14 protein-coding genes are annotated in these 17,838 nt (G+C 74.6%); 3 read left to right on the top strand and 11 right to left on the bottom strand.

From position 1 onward, the window contains the following. Nucleotides 1–69: 69 nt before the first annotated feature. Together LFA75_RS17485 and ilvD are read right to left on the bottom strand one after the other, a co-directional pair. A complete protein-coding gene (locus LFA75_RS17485) occupies nt 70–2,775 on the bottom strand; it encodes a putative bifunctional diguanylate cyclase/phosphodiesterase (protein WP_225234876.1) in 2,706 nt (901 codons plus the stop codon). Nucleotides 2,776–2,889: 114 nt separating this feature from the next. Further along, a complete protein-coding gene (gene ilvD, locus LFA75_RS17480) occupies nt 2,890–4,593 on the bottom strand; it encodes a dihydroxy-acid dehydratase (RefSeq protein WP_225234875.1) in 1,704 nt (567 codons plus the stop codon). A gap of 42 nt (nt 4,594–4,635) precedes the next feature. Here ilvD and LFA75_RS17475 point away from each other — a divergent pair, with 42 nt between their 5' ends. Next, nucleotides 4,636–5,001 (top strand): PH domain-containing protein, encoded by a 366-nt coding sequence (locus LFA75_RS17475; RefSeq protein ID WP_225234874.1) that lies wholly within the window; start codon nt 4,636–4,638, stop codon nt 4,999–5,001. A gap of 90 nt (nt 5,002–5,091) precedes the next feature. Here LFA75_RS17475 and LFA75_RS17470 read toward each other — a convergent pair whose 3' ends face one another. Continuing rightward, the gene (locus tag LFA75_RS17470) at nt 5,092–6,042 is read right to left on the bottom strand and encodes a 2-hydroxyacid dehydrogenase (RefSeq protein ID WP_225234873.1); all 951 of its coding nucleotides are present in this window, start codon (nt 6,040–6,042) and stop codon (nt 5,092–5,094) included. Nucleotides 6,043–6,112: 70 nt separating this feature from the next. Here LFA75_RS17470 and LFA75_RS17465 point away from each other — a divergent pair, with 70 nt between their 5' ends. After that, nucleotides 6,113–7,261, top strand: a complete 1,149-nt coding sequence (locus LFA75_RS17465; protein ID WP_225234872.1) for a PQQ-dependent sugar dehydrogenase — start codon at nt 6,113–6,115, stop codon at nt 7,259–7,261. 98 nt (nt 7,262–7,359) lie between these two features. Here LFA75_RS17465 and LFA75_RS17460 read toward each other — a convergent pair whose 3' ends face one another. The 5 genes from LFA75_RS17460 to gatC are packed head-to-tail and all read right to left on the bottom strand — an operon-like array spanning nt 7,360 to nt 11,417. Further along, the gene (locus LFA75_RS17460) at nt 7,360–7,899 is read right to left on the bottom strand and encodes a GNAT family N-acetyltransferase (protein WP_225234871.1); all 540 of its coding nucleotides are present in this window, start codon (nt 7,897–7,899) and stop codon (nt 7,360–7,362) included. After that, complete coding sequence (gatB, locus tag LFA75_RS17455) at nt 7,896–9,398, bottom strand: Asp-tRNA(Asn)/Glu-tRNA(Gln) amidotransferase subunit GatB (protein ID WP_225234870.1); 1,503 nt, start codon at nt 9,396–9,398, stop codon at nt 7,896–7,898. Before gatB ends, LFA75_RS17460 begins: the two co-directional genes overlap by 4 nt. After that, the gene (locus tag LFA75_RS17450) at nt 9,395–9,586 is read right to left on the bottom strand and encodes a hypothetical protein (RefSeq protein ID WP_225234869.1); all 192 of its coding nucleotides are present in this window, start codon (nt 9,584–9,586) and stop codon (nt 9,395–9,397) included. Before LFA75_RS17450 ends, gatB begins: the two co-directional genes overlap by 4 nt. After that, entirely contained in the window at nt 9,583–11,109 is a 1,527-nt protein-coding gene (gatA, locus tag LFA75_RS17445; RefSeq protein ID WP_225234868.1) for an Asp-tRNA(Asn)/Glu-tRNA(Gln) amidotransferase subunit GatA, read from the bottom strand. The genes LFA75_RS17450 and gatA overlap by 4 nt, the downstream gene beginning before the upstream one ends. Beyond that, nucleotides 11,106–11,417, bottom strand: a complete 312-nt coding sequence (gene gatC, locus LFA75_RS17440; protein WP_225234867.1) for an Asp-tRNA(Asn)/Glu-tRNA(Gln) amidotransferase subunit GatC — start codon at nt 11,415–11,417, stop codon at nt 11,106–11,108. The genes gatA and gatC overlap by 4 nt, the downstream gene beginning before the upstream one ends. A gap of 200 nt (nt 11,418–11,617) precedes the next feature. On the opposite strand from gatC, the gene LFA75_RS17435 reads away from it, so the two are divergent. Further along, nucleotides 11,618–12,277 carry an ACT domain-containing protein gene (locus LFA75_RS17435; protein WP_225234866.1) on the top strand — a complete coding sequence of 220 codons (660 nt, stop codon included), beginning with the start codon at nt 11,618–11,620 and terminating at the stop codon, nt 12,275–12,277. 25 nt (nt 12,278–12,302) lie between these two features. Here the strand turns inward: LFA75_RS17435 and ligA are convergent, their stop codons facing one another. From ligA to LFA75_RS17420, 3 genes are read right to left on the bottom strand one after another with little or no spacing between them, the layout of a single operon-like run. Continuing rightward, nucleotides 12,303–14,564, bottom strand: a complete 2,262-nt coding sequence (ligA, locus tag LFA75_RS17430; protein ID WP_225234865.1) for an NAD-dependent DNA ligase LigA — start codon at nt 14,562–14,564, stop codon at nt 12,303–12,305. Between the two features lie 32 nt (nt 14,565–14,596). After that, a complete protein-coding gene (locus LFA75_RS17425; RefSeq protein WP_225234864.1) occupies nt 14,597–15,640 on the bottom strand; it encodes a methionine synthase in 1,044 nt (347 codons plus the stop codon). Next, nucleotides 15,624–17,804: a bifunctional metallophosphatase/5'-nucleotidase gene (locus LFA75_RS17420; RefSeq protein WP_225234863.1), complete on the bottom strand. Its 2,181-nt coding sequence runs from the start codon at nt 17,802–17,804 to the stop codon at nt 15,624–15,626. The genes LFA75_RS17425 and LFA75_RS17420 overlap by 17 nt, the downstream gene beginning before the upstream one ends. Nucleotides 17,805–17,838: the final 34 nt, after the last annotated feature.

The following is a 17,838-nucleotide window of genomic DNA, read 5'->3' as shown; positions in this document are numbered from 1 at the left end:
GGAGGACGGGACGCAGCACGCCCGTACTGTGCGCCCGGGCAACCCCCCGCGTCAACCACCGCGTCCCACTCACCGGGACGGGGGCATCCGCTCCGTGGGACGGGCTGCGGGACCCGGGGTCACCCGGCGTCGACCCGCCCGACCTGGCCGGGGCCACAGGTGGCCCCGGCCGGCGTCCAGGCAGGCGACGAGCGCGGGCAGGGTCAGCGGCCGGGACAGCAGGAACCCCTGGGCGAAGCCGCAGCCCATCGTGCGCAGCACGGTCAGCTGGCTGGGCGTCTCGACGCCCTCGGCGACCACGTCGATGCCCAGGTCACCGCCGATGCCGATGACCGAGGCGCACAGCGCACGGGTCTGCACCTCCTTGTCCACCCGGGCCAGGAAGGAGCGGTCGAGCTTGACGACGTCGATCGGCAACCGGGTCAGGTGCGCCAGCGTGGAGGACTCCGCGCCGAAGTCGTCCAGGGCCAGGTGCACGCCCATCAGCCGCAGGGCGGCGAAGTCCGCGGAGATGGCCGGGTCCTCCAGCAGCGCGGTGCTGCCGGTCACCTCGACCACCAGCCGCTCGGCGGGGAAGCCGGTGGCGCGCAGGGCGGTGGAGACGTCGCCGACCACTGTGCCGCTGGCCAGGTGGACCGGGGAGATGTTGATGCCCAGCCGCAGCGGGGCGCCGTGCTCGGGCAGGGCCGCCGCGGCCAGGGTGGCCTCGTGCAGCACCCAGCGCTGCAGGTCCCCGACCAACCCTGCGCGCTCGGCGACCGGGATGAACTCCTCGGGCTCGAGCTCGCCGAACACCGGGTGGTCCCAGCGGACCAGTGCCTCGACGCCGGTGACCTGCTGCTCGGTGAGCGAGACGATCGGCTGCCAGACCAGGCCCAGCTCGCCGCGCGCCCGGGCACCCACCAGGTCCGCCCGCAGCCGCTCGCGGCGGTCCCGGGCCTCGCCGAGCAGCGGGTCGTAGCGCCGCACGGAACCGGGCCCGGCCTGCCGGGCGCTGCGCACGGCGAGCTCGGCGCGGTCCAGCACGGTCTCCGAGCCCAGCCCGGCGACCAGCGGCACCAGGCCGACGGCCGCGCTGAGGTCCACCAGGCCCAGCGGGGTGACGACGGGCTGCTCCACCACCGACAGGCAGCGGGAGGCCACCCGGTCGGGCTCGGTGCCCTCGCCGTGGGCGAGCACCGCGAACACCTCGGCCCCGACCCGGGCCACCAGGTCGTCGCCGCGGACGGTGGCGCGCAGCCGACGGCCGATCTCGACCAGCGACAGGTCGACCACGTCGCGGCCGACGTTCTCCCGGGCGGCGGTAAGCCCCTCGACCTCGAACAGCAGCAGGGACACCTGCGACACCTCGCCCGCGGCGGCCAGCTCCTCGGCCAGCGCGATGACGTGCGCCGCCCGGTTGGGCAGCCCGGTGACCGGGTCGGTGAAGGCCAGCGAGCGGAGCTCGTCCTCGGCGTGCAGCCGGACGGTGACGTCGCGGCAGTGCAGCACCAGGTCGCCCACCGCGGCGTCGGCCCGCAGGTCGGTGACCCCGGCCTCCCACACGCGCCAGCTGCCGTCGGCGGCGGGCAGCCGGAAGCTGCACAGCCCGCCGAGCGCGGCGGCGGGGCCGTCGGGGTCGCTGAGCCAGGCGCGGACGGTCTCGACGTCCTGCGGGTGGACCCGGTCGACGAGCAGGGCCCCCACCAGCGGTCGGCCGGCGGCCTGCGCGGGGTCGGCCAGGGCCGGCGCGGCCCAGGTGGTGACGCGCTGCTCGTCGAGCACGAGGACGGCGTCGCTGCTGGCCCGGACCACCTTGCGGAAGTAGGCCTCGCTGCGGCCCAGCCGACCGGCCCAGCGCACCTCGTCGCCGACCACGACGACCCGGTGCACCCCGGTGAGCAGCAGTCCCACCGCGACCGCGACCAGGGCGGCCGGCGTGGGGGTGGCGACGAACAGGGCCGAGGCCAGCAGCAGGACGGCGGCGACCACCATGACGCCGTGCGGCAGCAGCTGGCCGGCCAGGGTGATGCCCTGGGTGAGCTTGCGGGCCCCACCGACGCCGGGGGCCGGTCCCCCGGCGGTCCCCGGGGCGTCGCCCGGGTCGGTCGTCGCGGCCAGGACCAGCAGGACCAGCCCGAGCAGGAGGACCGCCCGGCTGGCGGTGCCGAGCAGGCCGAAGGAGCCGGTGGAGACCACGACGGCCAGGCAGTCGGCGACGGTGAGCGCAGCCAGCCCGGCCAGGGTCACCCCGGCGGTGGTGCGCCGCGCCGGACCGGCCGCGGTGACGAAGGTGAGCCCGGTGCCCAGCAGGAGGGTGGCGGCCAGGCAGCTGGCCTCCAGCGCCAGCCGGGCCGGGCCGCCGGGCGACAGCTCGCGGACGAGCGGGCCGACCACGAGCAGCTGGGCCAGGACGAAGGCGGCGGTGCAGAACAGGGCGTTCTCGACCAGCAGGCGCGCACCGCCGGCGCGCAGCCGGCCGCGGCCGAGCAGGGTGAGGACGGCGACCGCCCCGAGCAGGTGCGGGAGGACCGAGGCCGCCGTGCGGGCCGGGTCCACCGACCCGGGGGCGGGGTCCAGCAGCTCGGTGGACGCCGACACGACGACCCCGGTGAGCAGCGCGGCCGCCACCAGGCGCCACCCGCGCGCCCGGGCGCAGGTGCGCCGACCGACCCGGGCCAGCACGACGGCGGCGAGGACGGCGACGGTGACCACCACGGCGTCGGAGACCGGCCGGCGCGCCCCCGGCGGGAGCAGGAGGGCGCCGCCGAGCAGGGTCAGGAGCGCCAGACCCACCAGGGGTGCCCAGCGCCGGATGCGGTCCACATCCCGGATGTCGGCAGCGGCGGACCCGGCCCGCAGCCCTGCCGGGGTGTTCTCACCCCTTAGGGCTGCGGGCCCTCCCCCGCGTCAGCCGCAGATCGCGCCCTGCGCCGCCGACCCGACGAGCTTCGCGTACTTGGCCAGCACCCCGCGGGTGTAGCGCGGCGCCGGCGGGGCCCAGCCCTCGCGGCGACGGGCGAGCTCCTCGGCGTCCACGTGCAGGTCCAACGTGCGGGCGGCGAGGTCGAGCACGATGCGGTCGCCGTCCCGGACGAACGCGATGGGTCCGCCGTCCATGGCCTCGGGGGCGATGTGGCCCACGCACAGGCCGGTCGTCCCGCCGGAGAACCGGCCGTCGGTCAGCAGCAGCACGTCCTTGCCCAGCCCGGCGCCCTTGATCGCACCGGTGACGGCCAGCATCTCGCGCATCCCCGGGCCGCCGCGCGGGCCCTCGTAGCGGATGACGACGACGTCGCCGGACTTCAGGGTGCCCTCGGTGACGGCCTGCATCGCGCCGGCCTCGCCGTCGAACACCCGGGCGGTGCCGTCGAAGACCTCGGCGTCGAAGCCGGCGCTCTTCACCACGGCGCCCTCGGGCGACAGCGAACCGCGCAGGATGGTGAGCCCGCCGGTCTTGTGGATCGGGTTGTCCATCGCGTGGATGATCGCGCCGTCGGGGTCCTGCGGGGCGATGTGCGCCAGGTTCTCGGCCATCGTCTTGCCCGTGACGGTGAGGCAGTCGCCGTGCAGCAGGCCGGCGTCCAGCAGCGCCTTCATCACGACCGGCACGCCGCCGATGCGGTCGATGTCGGTCATGACGAACCGGCCGAAGGGCTTCACGTCGGCCAGGTGCGGGGTCTTGTCCCCGATCCGGTTGAAGTCGTCGAGGGTGAGGTCGACGTCGGCCTCGTGCGCGATGGCCAGCAGGTGCAGCACGGCGTTGGTCGAGCCGCCGAGGGCCATGACCACGGTGATGGCGTTCTCGAACGCCTCCTTGGTCATGATGTCGCGGGCGGTGATGCCCTGGCGGAGCAGCTCGACGACGGCCTTGCCCGACTCCACGGCGTAGCCGTCGCGGCGGCGGTCCGGGGCCGGCGGGGCGGCGCTGCCGGGCAGGCTCATGCCCAGGGCCTCGGCGGCGCTGGCCATCGTGTTGGCGGTGTACATGCCGCCGCAGGCACCCTCGCCTGGGCAGGTCGCCTTCTCGATCTCGGTCAGCTCGTCCCGGGTGATCTTGCCCGCGGCGCAGGCACCGACACCCTCGAAGACGTCGATGATCGTCAGGTCCCGGTCACCGAGCTTGCCGGGCATCGTGGCGCCGGCGTAGAGGAACACCGCGGCCAGGTCCAGGCGGGCGGCGGCCATGAGCATGCCGGGCAGGGACTTGTCGCAGCCGGCGAGCAGGACGGAGCCGTCCAGCCGCTCGGCGAACACGACGGTCTCGACCGAGTCGGCGATGACCTCGCGGGAGACCAGCGAGGCGCGCATGCCCTCGTGGCCCATGGAGATGCCGTCGGAGACGGAGATGGTGCCGAACTCCAGCGGGAAGCCGCCGCCCTCGTGCACGCCGGTCTTCACGGCCTTGGCCAGCCGGTCCAGCGAGAGGTTGCAGGGGGTGATCTCGTTCCAGGACGAGGCCACGCCGATCTGCGGCTTCACCCAGTCGTCGTCGCCCATGCCGACGGCGCGCAGCATGGCGCGGGCCGGGGCGCGGGAGTCGCCGTCGGTCACCTCGAAGGACCGGGGCTTCATCGAGGAGGTGCTGGCGGGCGGGTTCTCGACGGTCGTCACGACCGTGGATGGTATGCCCGGCCCGTCTGGGACGATCGGGCCGTGGCTGTCGCGCGGATGAGGATGAGCCGGGTGGCCCTGGTGCCGGTGCTGGTGCTGGCGGTCTGCACGCTGCCGGTGGCGACCGCGGCCTGGTGGGGCGCCCCGCTCCTGCTGGTGCCGCTGCTGGTCGCCGTCTGGGTGCTCCGGGTCGGGGTCGACATCGGCCCGGCCGGGATCACCCCGCGCACGCTGCTGCCCGGCGCGACGGTGCCGTGGGACGACGTCGCCGGCCTCCGGGTGGGCGAGGACCAGGAGCTGTGGCTGGTGCGCCGCACCGGCACCGAGGTCCGGCTGCCCGTCGTCCGGGCGCGGGACCTGCCCCGCCTGGCCGCCGTCTCCGACGGCCGCATCCCCGACGTCGGCTGACCGCGCTCCGGCTTCGTCGGCTTCGGCAAAGGAACCTCTGCACCCCCTGAACGGCCGGTGAGGGGGTGCAGAGGTTCCTCTGCCAGGGCCTCAGTAGGCGTCGACGACGTTCACCAGCGGCTGACCGGCGAGGACGCGCTGCAGCTGGTCGGCGACGGCGGCCGCGGCGCGGGCGTTGGTGTCGGGCACGGCACCGGCGACGTGCGGGGTGAGCAGCAGCCCGGGCGCCGACCACAGCGGGTGGCCCTCGGGGAGCGGCTCGGGCTCGGTGACGTCCAGGGCAGCCCGGAGGCGCCCGGAGGTGAGCTCGGCCAGCAGCGCATCGGTGTCGACCACGACCCCGCGGGCGGCGTTGACCAGCAGCGCGCCGTCCTTCATCGCGGCCAGGAAATCGGCGTCCACCATGCCGACGGTCTCGTCGGTGACCGGCACGATGAGGACGACGACGTCGGCCGCGGGCAGCAGCTCGGGCAGGTCGGCGGTGGCGCGGACGCCGTCCCGGGCGGTGCGGGCGACGTAGGTGAGGTCGACGTCGAAGCCGGCGAGCATGCGGCCGATCAGCTGCCCGATGTCCCCGGCCCCGACGACCAGGACCTTCGCCCCGACCATGGAGTGCTCGGTTCCGAACGACCACCGGCCGGCGTCCTGCTCGCGGGTGAAGTGCGGGATGCCGCGCTGGGCGGCGAGCGCGGCGGCCACGGCCCACTCGGCCGTCGCCGGGGTGTGCGCGCCGCGGGCGTTGCAGAGCACGACCCGCTGGGGCAGCCGGCCGGCGAACTTCTCGGCGCCGGCGCTCATCAGCTGCACCAGCTGGAGGTCGGGCAGGCCGTCCAGGAAGCCGTCGGGGATGCCGGACCCACCGGCCGGCACCCAGACCTGGGCGCGGGCGGCGTCCCCGGTCGGGGCGCCCTCGGTGGGGTCGACCCGGTGCGCCCGGACCCGGGGGTCGAGCTGCTCGAGGTGCTCGGCCAGGCCGCGGGAGGGCACCAGGACGTGCAGCTCCGCGTCGTCGGGCAGGTCGATGATCAGGCTGTCGGGCACGGGACCAGACGTTAGGGGGACCGCCCGCGGACGGCGATCCGGGACACCGCCGGTGCGTACCCTGGGCGGGGTGACCCGGGGAGCTCGCGCACTGCTGGCCGCGGGCGCCTGCCTGCTGCTGGCCGGCTGCGGCGGCGGCTACACCCCCGCCGGTCCGTTCCGCGAGGTGCAGGAGGCGCCGGGTCCGCAGGTCGGCCCGCCGTCGGACACCACGCCCGCGCCGGCCCCCGGCGACCCGTCGACCCCCGGCTCGGAGCAGGAGGAGGCCGGCGACCCGAACGTGCTGGCCACCGACCTCGCCGTCCCGACCGGGCTGGTGCTGCTGCCCGACGGCACCGGGATCGTCGCCGAGCGCGAGACCGGTCGCCTGCTGCAGGTCTTCCCCGACCGCTCCCCCGCCCGCGAGCTGATGGTCGTGGCCGGGGTGGACGCCACCGGCGACGGCGGCCTGCTGGGCCTGGCGCTGTCGCCCACCTTCGCCGAGGACGGGCTGTTCTACGCCTACCTGTCCACGGCGACGGACAACCGGGTGGTCCGCTTCCCGATGGGCGGTGCCCCGAACCCGGTCGTCACCGGCATCCCGCGGGGCGAGACCCGCAACGGCGGTGGCCTGGTGTTCGGCGTCGACGGCACGCTGTACGTAGGCACCGGCGACACCGGCAACGCCCCGCTGGCCCAGGACCCGGCGTCCCTGGCCGGCAAGGTGCTCGCCTACGACGTGTTCGGCCAGCCGGTGGGCGCCAGCGCGGTCTACAGCTCGGGGCTGTCCAACGTGCAGGGGCTGTGCCTGGACGCCGAGGGTGCCGTCTACGCCACCGACGACTCCGCCACCGGTCCCGACGAGTTCGACGCGCTCATCCCCGGCGGCGACTACGGCTCCCCGGTCGCCATCCCGGGCGCGAACCCCGCGGTGCTCACCGTCCCCGCCGAGACCGGCGGGCTGGCCGGGTGCGCGGTGTCGGGCAGCTTCGTCTTCCTCGGCGCGCTGGACGGCCGGCAGGTCGTGCTGGCCACCCTCGGGCCCGACGGCGCCCCGGTCGCTGACCCCGAGCCGTTCCTCCCCGACGAGTACGGCCGGCTCCGGACCGTGGTGCTCGCCCCCGACGGCGCGCTGTGGATCACCACCTCGAACACCGACGGGCTCGGCACCCCGGCCGAGGACGACGACAAGGTGCTGCGCATCCAGCCGCCCGCCTCGGAGCAGACCAGCCCGCTGTAACGACTGTCGCCCTCCGGGCTCCGACCGCGGTCAGGTGCCGTACCCGGCTGGTGTGGAGCGCGTCCTCGCCATCCTCGGCGCCCCTGCGGGCCACCTCGTCAGCCGGGAGCTGCGCGTCGGCTCAGCTGGTACACCACGTGGGCGCGGGTGTCGGCGGGGTTGTCCGGCTCCAGCTCGCCCTCGGCCACGCGGGTGAACCCGGCCGCCTCCAGGGCGCGCCAGGACGCGTAGTTCTCCGCGTGCACCGGGACGACGACGTCCTGGGCGTCCGGGTGGTCGGCGAAGCCCCGCTGCACCGCGGCGCGGATGAGCCCGGCGCCCAGGCCGCGACCGCGGTGGCCCGCCGTCCCGACGAGGTAGTCGATGCTCAGCGCGCCGGCCGGCACCGGGTGCACCGGCGCGAGCTCGGCGGCGTAGGACGGCTCGTGGGCGAACCGGTAGACCTGGACGAAGCCGAACGGCTCGCCGTCGGTCAGCCCGAGGTAGAGGGCCGTGGGGTCCGCGCCGTCGATGGACGGGCCGTAGCGGGCCTCGACCTCACCCGGGTCCTCGGCCCACCAGCGGGCCACCAGCGGCTCGGCCAGCCACGCAGCGAGTAGACCGAGGTCCGCTCGCTGCAGTGGCTGCAACGAGATCACCCGCCGAGCACCCGTTCCTCCAGCATCCGCCGGACGGTGGCTGCATCGGCCTTGCCGCGGGTCTCCTTCATGACGGCGCCCACCAGGGCACCCAGCGCCGCTGTCTTGCCGCCGCGCACCTTCTCCACAACGTCGGGCGCCCCGGCGATGGCGGCGTCGACGGCGGCCCCGAGCTCGTCGGACTCCCCCATCACGGCCAGGCCGCGGGAGTCCACGACCTGCTGCGGCGAGCCCTCGCCGGCGAGCACGCCGTCGAGCACCTGGCGGGCCAGCTGGTCGTTGACCGTGCCGGCCGCGACCAGTGCGGTCAGCTCGGCCACCTGCGCCGGGGTGACCGCCAGGTCGGCGAGCTCCACGCCGTCGTCCTTGGCGCGGCGGGACAGCTCGCCCAGCCACCACTTGCGGGCATCGGCCGGGTCCGCGCCGGCAGCGACGGTGTCGGTCACCAGGCCCAGCGCACCGGCGTTGACCAGCCAGGCCATCTCGGTGTCGGAGATGCCCCACTCCTCGCGCAGGCGTGCCCGGCGGGCGGCCGGCAGCTCGGGGAGGTCGGCCTGCAGCTGGGCGACCCAGTCGGCGTCGGGGGCCATCGGCACCAGGTCGGGCTCGGGGAAGTACCGGTAGTCGGTGGCCTCCTCCTTGCTCCGGCCGGCCGAGGTGGACCCGGTGTCCTCGTGGAAGTGCCGGGTCTCCTGCAGGATCCGCACGCCGTCGTCCAGCAGGGCGGCCTGGCGGCGCATCTCGTAGCGCACCGACCGCTCGACCGAGCGCAGCGAGTTGACGTTCTTGGTCTCGGTGCGGGTGCCCCACTCCAGCGACCCGGTCGGGGCCAGCGAGGTGTTCACGTCGCAGCGCAGGTTGCCCTGCTCCATGCGGACCTCGGAGACGCCCAGGGCCAGCAGGATCTCGCGCAGCTCGGCGACGTAGGCGCGGGCGACCTCGGGGGCCTTGGCGCCGACGCCGGGGACCGGCCGGGTGACGATCTCGACCAGCGGGATGCCCGCCCGGTTGAAGTCGACCAGCGAGTGGTCGGCGCCGTGGATGCGGCCGGTGGCGCCACCGACGTGCAGGTTCTTGCCGGTGTCCTCCTCGAGGTGCACCCGCTCGATCTCCACGCGGTAGGTCTCGCCGTCGACCTCGACGTCCAGGTGCCCGGCCGTGCACAGCGGCTCGTCGTACTGGCTGGTCTGGAAGCCCTTGGGGATGTCGGGGTAGAAGTAGTTCTTCCGCGCGAACCGGCACCAGGTGGCGATCCGGCAGCCCAGCGCGAGGCCGATCCGGATGGTGGCCTCGATGGCGGCGGCGTTGGCCACCGGCAGCGCGCCGGGCAGGGCCAGGCAGACCGGGCAGGTGTGCGAGTTGGGCTCGGCGCCGAAGGTCGTGGCGCACCCGCAGAACATCTTCGAGGCGGTGCCCAGCTCGACGTGGGTCTCCAGGCCGAAGACCGGCTCGTACCGGGCGACGACGTCGTCGAACTCGAGCAGACGGTCGGTGCTCACTTCTCCCCCTGCTTCCTGGCTGCTTCTCGGGTCTCGGCGCGGCCGGTGACCACGGCACCGACGGCGGTGAGCACCCCGAGGACGATGAACACGGCGAACACGGCGCGGCCGGTGGTCGCCCACAGCACGACGCCGGCGAGGACGACGAACGCGGTCAGACCCCACGCGGCCTTGAGGGCGTTGCTCACGCCGAGGCCCCCAGCTGGCTCAGGAACGTTCCCCCGCGGGCGGCGTCCTGCGCTGCCTCCAGCGCTGCGGCGACCCGGTAGCACCGGTCGTCGGCCAGCGCCGGCGCCATGACCTGCAGGCCGACCGGCAGCCCCTCGGAGAGCCCGCACGGGACCGAGATGGCCGGGGTGCCGGCCAGGCTCGCCGGCAGCGTGCACAGGTCGGCGGCGTACATCGACAGCGGGTCGTCGACCCGCTGGCCGATCGGGAAGGCCACGATCGGGGACGTCGGGCTGACCAGCACGTCCACGGCCCCGCCGTCCGCGGCGAACGCCGAGACGAAGTCCCGGCCGATCAGCGTGCGGACCTTCTGCGCCTGGCCGTAGTAGGCCTCGTAGTAGCCCGAGGACAGCGCGTAGGTGCCCAGGATGATGCGGCGCTTGACCTCGGGGCCGAAGCCCTTCGCCCGGGTGAGCGCCATGACCTCGTCGAGGTCGCGGCTGCCGTCGTCCCCGACCCGCAGGCCGTACCGGACGCCGTCGAACCGCGACAGGTTGGACGACGCCTCGGACGGCGCGATCAGGTAGTAGGCGGCCAGCGCCAGGTCGAAGCTGGGGCAGGAGATCTCGCGGACCTCGGCGCCCAGGGCCCGCAGCTGGTCCACACCCGCCTGGAACGCGGCCAGCACGCCGGCCTCGTAGCCGTCGGTGTGGCCCTCGCCGCCGAGCTCGCGGACGACGCCGACGGTGACGCCGGACAGGTCGCCGGTCGCCCCCTGCCGGGCCGCCTCGACGAACGGGGCGGCCGGGGCGTCGATGCTGGTGGAGTCGCGCGGGTCGTGGCCGCCGATGACCTCGTGCATGAGGGCGGCGTCGGCGACGGTGCGGGCCATCGGACCGGCCTGGTCCAGGCTCGAGGAGAACGCGATCAGCCCGTAGCGGGACACCGAGCCGTAGGTCGGCTTGTGACCGACCAGGCCGGTGACGGCGGCGGGCTGGCGAATCGAGCCGCCGGTGTCGGTGCCGATCGCCCACGGCGCCAGGTGGCCGGCGACAGCGGCCGAGGACCCGCCGGAGGAGCCGCCGGGGATCCGGTCGTGGTCCCACGGGTTGCGGGTCGGGCCGTAGGCGGAGTTCTCGGTGGAGGAGCCCATCGCGAACTCGTCCATGTTGGTCTTGCCCAGCAGCACGGTGCCGGCGGCCTTGAGGCGGGCGGCGACGGTGGCGTCGTAGGGCGGCGTCCAGCCCTCGAGGATCTTCGAGCCGCTGGTGGTGGGCACGCCCTCGGTGACCACGACGTCCTTGAGGGCCACCGGGATGCCGGCGAGCGGGCCGAGCTCGTCACCGGCCGCGCGGCGGCGGTCCACCTCGCCGGCGGTGGCCAGCGCGGTCTCGCCGTCGACGTGCAGGTAGGAGTTCAGCGTGCCGTCGGTGGCCGCGATGGCGTCCAGGTGGGCCTGGGTGATCTCCACGGCGCTGGCGCTGCCGTCGGCCAGGGCGGCCCGGAGCGCGGTGACGTCGAGGCGGGTCAGGTCGGTGCTCATGCTTCTTCCTGCAGGATGCGCGGCACCCGGAACCGGTCGTCCTCGGCGGCGGGCGCGCCGGAGAGCGCCTGGTCGCGGGACAGGCTCGGGGCGACGACGTCGGGGCGGTACACGTTGGTCAGCGGCACCGCGTGCGTGGTCGGCGCGACGTCGGCCGTGGGGGCGTCCTGCACCCGGGCGACGGCGCCGAGGACGACCCCGAGCTGGTCGGCGAAGAGGTCCAGCTCCTCGTCGGTGACGGCGAGCCGGGACAGCTGCGCGAGGTGCGCGACGTCGTCCCGGGAGAGGCTGCTGCTGTCCGTGCTCATGCGGTGGCGGGCCCCAAGTCGGTCGGCTGGGTGTCGGTGGACGTCGGGAGCACCGGGCTCCCGACCCTGGGAGTCTACGTGGGCGGGCCCACGGGCCCCGGCCCGCGAGCCGGGTTGGCCCTGGCGGGGGCCGATGGGGCAGGCTGACCGCTGCCCGCGATCGACGGAGATCGACACCCGGCGGTCCTGCGGAGGTGCCCGTGTCCTACCTGCTCCGTCTCGTCGTCCCCGACCGCCCCGGCATCCTGGGCGCGGTGGCCACCGCGCTGGGCCTGGCCGGCATCGACATCGTCTCGGTCGACGTGCTCGAGCGCGGCGGTGGGGTGGCCGTCGACGACATCGTGGTCGAGCTGCCCGAGGACCGGGTCGCCGACGGCCTGATCACCGCGGTGATGACCGTGCCCGGCGTGCAGGTGGAGTCGCTGCGCCCGTTCTCCGGGCAGCTGGACACCCACCGCGAGCTGGAGCTGCTGGAGTCCCTGGGCCGGGCCGGCGGCGGGACGGCGACCCTGCTCGCCGACGAGCTGCCCCGGGTGCTGCACGGCGGCTGGGCGGTCGTGCTGACCGGCACCCCGGACGACGTCACCGTGCTGGCCGCCTCCGAGGCGGCCCCCGGGCTGGCCGACCTGGTGCTTCCCTGGTTGCCGCTGCGGACGCCGGTGCTGCTGCCCAGCGAGGCCGACTGGGTGCCGGCCATGTGGCAGGACATGGCCGTGGAGATGATGGCCGCACCCTTCGACGGCGGTGCCGCGGTGCTGCTCGGCCGCTCGGGCGGGCCGGCCTTCCGCCGCTCGGAGCTGCTGCGGCTGGCCCACCTGACCGGCATCGCCGCCACCGTCGCCCAGCTGCCGCCTGCCTGAGCGGGATCCCGCCTCCGGCGGGACCTCAGGACGGGGTCGGGTCCTCGGGCACCTCGTCGACTGTCCCGGTCTCCTCGACGGGGGTCTTCTTCTTCCGGGGGGCCCGCTTCTTCGGGGCGGGCCGCTCGCCGTCCGGCTCGGGTGCGGGCTCGGGTTCGCTGCCGTCGCCGATGGTGGCCACCGCACGGGCGGCGTCCGGGCCCTGCTCGAGCAGCACGGCGAAGCCGTCGTCGTCGAGCACCGGCGCCTTCACCTGGACGGCCTTGTCGTACTTGCTGCCCGGGTCGGCCCCGACCACGACGAAGCCGGTCTTCTTGGACACCGAGCCGGTGACCTTGCCGCCCTGGCCCTGGATGGCCGCGATCGCCTCGTCCCGGCTGTGGTCGCGCAGCGACCCGGTGACCACCACGGTGACGCCGGTGAGCGGGCCGGGACCGTCGTCGGAGGCCTCGTCCTCCATCCGGACGCCGTCGCGGCGCCACTTCTCGACCACGCCGAGGTGCCAGTCGACGGCGAACCAGTCGCGGACGGCGGTGGCGATGGTCGGGCCGACGCCGTCGGCGGCGGCCAGCTCCTCCTCGGAGGCGGCCATCAGCCGGTCCATCGAGCGGAACTCCCGGGCCAGCGCCTGCGCGGCGGTGGGCCCGACGTGCCGGATCGACAGACCGACCAGCACCCGCCAGAGCGGGACGTCCTTGCGGGTCTGCAGGTTGGTCAGCAGCCGCTGACCGTTGGCTGAGAGCGTGCCGTCCTTCTTGGTGAAGAACGGCGCGGTCTGCAGCTGCTCGGCGGTGAGGGCGAAGACGTCTCCCTCGTCGGCCAGCAGCCCGCTCTCCAGCAGCGAGGTGGCGGCCTCGTAGCCGAGCACCTCGATGTCGAAGGCGCCGCGCCCGGCGACGTGGAACACCCGCTCCCGCAGCTGGGCCGGGCACGAGCGGGAGTTGGGGCAGCGGATGTCGGCGTCGCCCTCCTTCTCGTGCCGCAGCTCGGTGCCGCACTCGGGGCAGTGGGTGGGCATGACGAACGGGTGCGCGTCAGCGGGCCGGACGTCGACGACCGGGCCGAGGATCTCCGGGATGACGTCCCCGGCCTTGCGGATGACCACGGTGTCGCCGATCCAGACGCCCTTGCGCTCGACCTCGCTGGCGTTGTGCAGGGTGGCCAGCTGCACGGTGGAGCCGGCGACCTTGACCGGTTCCATGTAGCCGAAGGGGGTGACCCGGCCGGTCCGCCCCACGTTGACCCGGATGTCCAGGAGCTTCGTGGTGGCCTCCTCCGGCGGGTACTTGAACGCGATCGCCCACCGGGGCGCCCGGCTGGTGGACCCGAGCCGACGCTGCAGCGCGACCTGGTCGATCTTGACGACCACGCCGTCGATCTCGTGCTCGACGGCGTGCCGCTGCTCGCGGTAGCGCTCGATGTAGGCCCAGACCGCCTCGAGGTCGGGCACGACCTCGTAGCGCTCGCTGGTGGGCAGTCCGAAGGACTTGAGCCGCTCGTAGGCCTCGGACTGGCGCTCCACCTCGAAGCCGGTGCGGGCGCCGATGCCGTGCACCAGCAGGCGCAGCGGACGGGTGGCGGTGACGCGGGGGTCCTTCTGCCGCAGCGACCCCGCCGCGGCGTTGCGCGGGTTGGCGAACGGCGCCTTTCCGGCCTCGACCTGCGCGGCGTTGACCTCGGCGAAGGCGGCCACCGGGAAGTAGACCTCGCCGCGCACCTCGACCAGCTCGGGGACGTCGCCGGTGAGCTGCTGCGGCACGTCGGCCATGGTGGCCACGTTGGCGGTGACGTCCTCGCCGGTGACGCCGTCGCCGCGGGTGGCCGCGCGCACCAGCCGGCCGCGCTCGTAGACCAGGTCGATGGCCAGGCCGTCGATCTTGAGCTCGCAGAGGTAGCCGGCACCGGCCGCGCCGTCCCGGTCGGCGCGCGCGGCCCAGGCCGACAGCTCGTCGGAGTCGAAGGCGTTGTCCAGGCTCTGCATGCGCTCGAGGTGGGTGACCGGGGAGAACGTCGCGCCGAAGCCGCCGTTGACCTTCTGGCTGGGCGACTCCGGGGTGACCAGGGCCGGGTGCTCGGCCTCCAGGGCCTTGAGCTCGCCCATCAGCTCGTCGTACTGGCCGTCGCTGACCTGCGGGGCGTCTTTCACGTAGTACGCGAAGGCCAGCCGGTCGAGCTCCTCGGACAGCTCGATGTGCCGGTGGCGGGCGCCCTCGGGGACCTCGGTGACGTCGGCGCGCTCCTGGGCTGCACCGACCTCGGGGGTGGCGACGTCGTCCTCACTGCTCACGTCCAGGACGCTAGTCGGCACCCCCGACATCCTCAGTCCGGGAGCAGGTACTTGGCCGCCTCGCGGACGTGCGCCAGTGCTCCCCGCGCGTAGGCCGGTGTGGCGCCGGCCAGGCCGCACGCCGGGGTGAGGGTGACCGAGCGGTGCAGGTCCTCGGCCGGGAAGCCCAGCTCGTTCCACCAGGCCTGCAGGCGGGTGGCCGTGGCCTTGGGTGCCGGCAGCCCCGTGCCGGTGCCGGGGACGACGCCCAGGAACAGGTGGGTACCGGCGTCGACGGCGGTGCCGACGGCGTCGAGGTCCTGCACCAGGCCGTGGTCGAAGGAGACCGCGTCGGCGCCGGACGCCCGCAGCAGACCCAGCGGCGCGCGCGGTGCGCAGCAGTGCACGACCGTGCGGGAGCCGAGCGCGGCGAGGAACCCGGCGAGCTCCTCCTGCACGACCTGGGCCTCGACGGCGGCCAGCTTGCCGAAGCCGCTCTGGGTGGGCAGCCCGCCCATGAGCACAGCCGGCAGGGACGGCTCGTCGAACTGCACGATGACCTCCGCGCCGGGCAGCCGGGCGGCGACCTCGGCCACGTGGGCGCGCAGCCCCTCGGCCAGGGACTGCGCGATGTCCCGGCGGGCGCCGGCGTCGGTGACGGCCCGGTCGCCCCGGGTGCGCTCCAGGCCTGCGGCCAGCGTCCACGGCCCGGTGGCCTGCACCTTGAACGGCCCGGTCCAGTCGGCGGCGACGTCGTGCAGGGCGTCCAGGTCGCGGGCGAGGAACTCGACGGCCCGCTGCAGGTCCCGGCCCGGCCTCGGCACCAGGCGCCAGCCCGCCGGGGTCAGGTCGACGTAGACGTCGACGAGCAGGGCCGCGCTGCGCCCGAGCATGTCGGCGCCGGGGCCGCGCGCGGGCAGTTCGGGCAGGTGGGCGAGGTCGGGCAGCTCCCCCACCACGAGCCGGACGGCCTCGGCCGGGTCGGTGCCGGGCAGTGACCCGACGCCGGAGGCCGGCCCCCACGCTGTCGCGGGAGCCGGCCTCTGGTCGTCGGTGCTGCTGGTGCTGTCGTGCTCGGGACTACTCGGTGACGCCACGCCCGCGACGGTAGCCCGCAGCTGTGGCGACCACGCCGGCCAGCAGCAGGCCCGCGCCGAGCGCGGTCAGCTGCCCGGTGGCGGCGCCGGTGTTGGCCAGGTTGCCGGCCGCGATGCCGTTGCCGGGGTTGGCGACCGGCTGGGTGCCGGGCGTGCCGGGTGCGCCCGGCGTCGCGCCTCCTTCACCAGGGGTGCCGCCGGTCCCGCCCGGGGTGGAGGTCAGGTCGCAGGGACCCAGGCCCGACCCGTCGTCGTCGTACGTCGCCGCCGGGTTCAGCGAGTTGGCCCGGTCCACCGCCGGCGGGGTCACCGGGGAGCCCGCGAGGACGTAGGCGTTCAGCGCATCGACGTCGTTGCCGCCGGTGACGACCGTGGAGCCGGGGGCGACGTAGGTGGTGAAGGCCTTGAAGCTGTCACCACCGGTGATCAGGAACGAGTTCGCAGCGACCGTCAGCGTGCCGCTGGCCGGGAGCGGCGCACCGTCCAGGGTGATGTTGCTGACCCGCTGACCCAGCGGCAGGCGGTCGTCGAAGTCGTAGCGGAGGTTCGACGACACCGACAGCTGCAGGAAGTTCACCGTCGTCGGCCGGGCAGCCCACTGCTGCTCCAGGATGGCGTCGATGGCCGCGACGTCGAGCTCGACGGTGTTGACCGTGTTGCTGAACGGCTGGGCGGCGAAGGTCTCCGCGAAGTTGATGTTGCCGTTGGGGTCACCCGCTCCCGACGACGCGCAGTTGATGTCGGCCCTGATGCCTCCCGGGTTCATGAAGGCGACGTCCACGTCGGGGCCGCCGAGCGAGGCGACGGACCGGGCGTAGGCCAGCTGGGAGTCGGCGATGAGGTTGCCGAGCGAGGACTCCGAGTCACGGACCGCGGCACCCGCCCGGTAAGCCCGGTCGAGGTCACCGGTCTGCGACCCGACCTGCACGCTGCCTGCCTCGGACGCACGCGCCTCCCAGTAGTCGACGATCGCCTGCACCGTGGGATCCGGGGTGACGCCGGTCCGCAGCACCGGCACGTTGGTCGCGACCGAGGTCGTGCGGTCGACGTCGCCGTCGGCCCCGAGCTCGAGCCGGATGTCGCTGATCACCTTGCCGTAGAAGCCGGCCTGGGTGACCAGTCGGTTGCCGTCGGAACCGCCGGGCAGCGTGCAGTTGTAGGGCACGTGGGTATGGGCACTGACGATGAAGTCCACCGCCGCGCCGTCACCCGTATTGATCGCGGCGTTGATGCCGGCGATCGGCGTCCCGGCGAGCGCGCCCGCGCAGCCGTTGTAGGACTGCGGCGCGCTGGGCACGGACCCACCCTCGTGGATCAGGACGCCGATGGCCTCGACCGGTCCACCCGGGAAGGCCGGGTCGGTGAGCAGGTCGCTGTAGTAGTTGATCGTCTCGGCCTCGTCCAGGAACGTCAGGCCTGCGATCCCGTCGGGGCTGACGATGTTCGCGGTGTCGCTGGTGACGACGCCGATCAGGGCGACCCGCTTGTTGTCCCCTGCGTCGAGCAACTCGTACGGCGGCAGGATCGGGGCGTCCGCGATCGTCGTCCCCTCGACGACGTTGGCCGCCAGGTACGGGAACTCGGCGCCCTCGAACTCGTGGCCGTCGTCCCCGAAGCACCCGTCGACACCGGGGGTGACCCCCTCGCACGCCGTCACGTCGTCGGAGAAGTCGTCGTCGGTGGCGGCGGAGACCCGGTAGAGCTCCTCCTGCCCCCGGTCGAACTCGTGGTTGCCGACCGCCGACACGTCCAGGCCCATGGCGTTGAGGACCTCGATGGTGGGCTCGTCGCGGAAGACGCTGGAGTTGAACGGCGAGGCGCTGATCAGGTCACCGGCGCCGACGAAGTACGAGGCCCCGTTCCCGCTGGACGCGGCGAAGGCGGCCTGCCGAGCCTGGACGGCGGCGGAGATGTAGGCGGCCCCGCCCACGAGCTCGGTCCCGTCGTCCGCCGTCCCGGCGACCCCGTCCGGTCCGTTGCCCGTCCCGGTGGTGAGCAGCTGCCCGTCCCCACCGCTCTGCGGTGCGATCCGGCCGTGGAAGTCGTTCATGGCGATGAACTGGACCTGGGTGTCCCCAGGTGCAGCTGAGGCGGCCGACGGGATGCCGACGACGGCGCTCCCGGCCACGAGGGCGAGAGCGAGGGTGAGGCGCGTTCGGCGCAAGGGTCCTCCTGGGACGGGCCCGAACCGTGGGTGA

The sequence above is a fragment of the Klenkia terrae genome (assembly GCF_900491935.1).
Lineage (GTDB): Bacteria > Actinomycetota > Actinomycetes > Mycobacteriales > Geodermatophilaceae > Klenkia > Klenkia terrae.
Note: the sequence above shows the minus strand (reverse complement) of the source record. Positions and strands in the feature narration are given on the sequence as shown.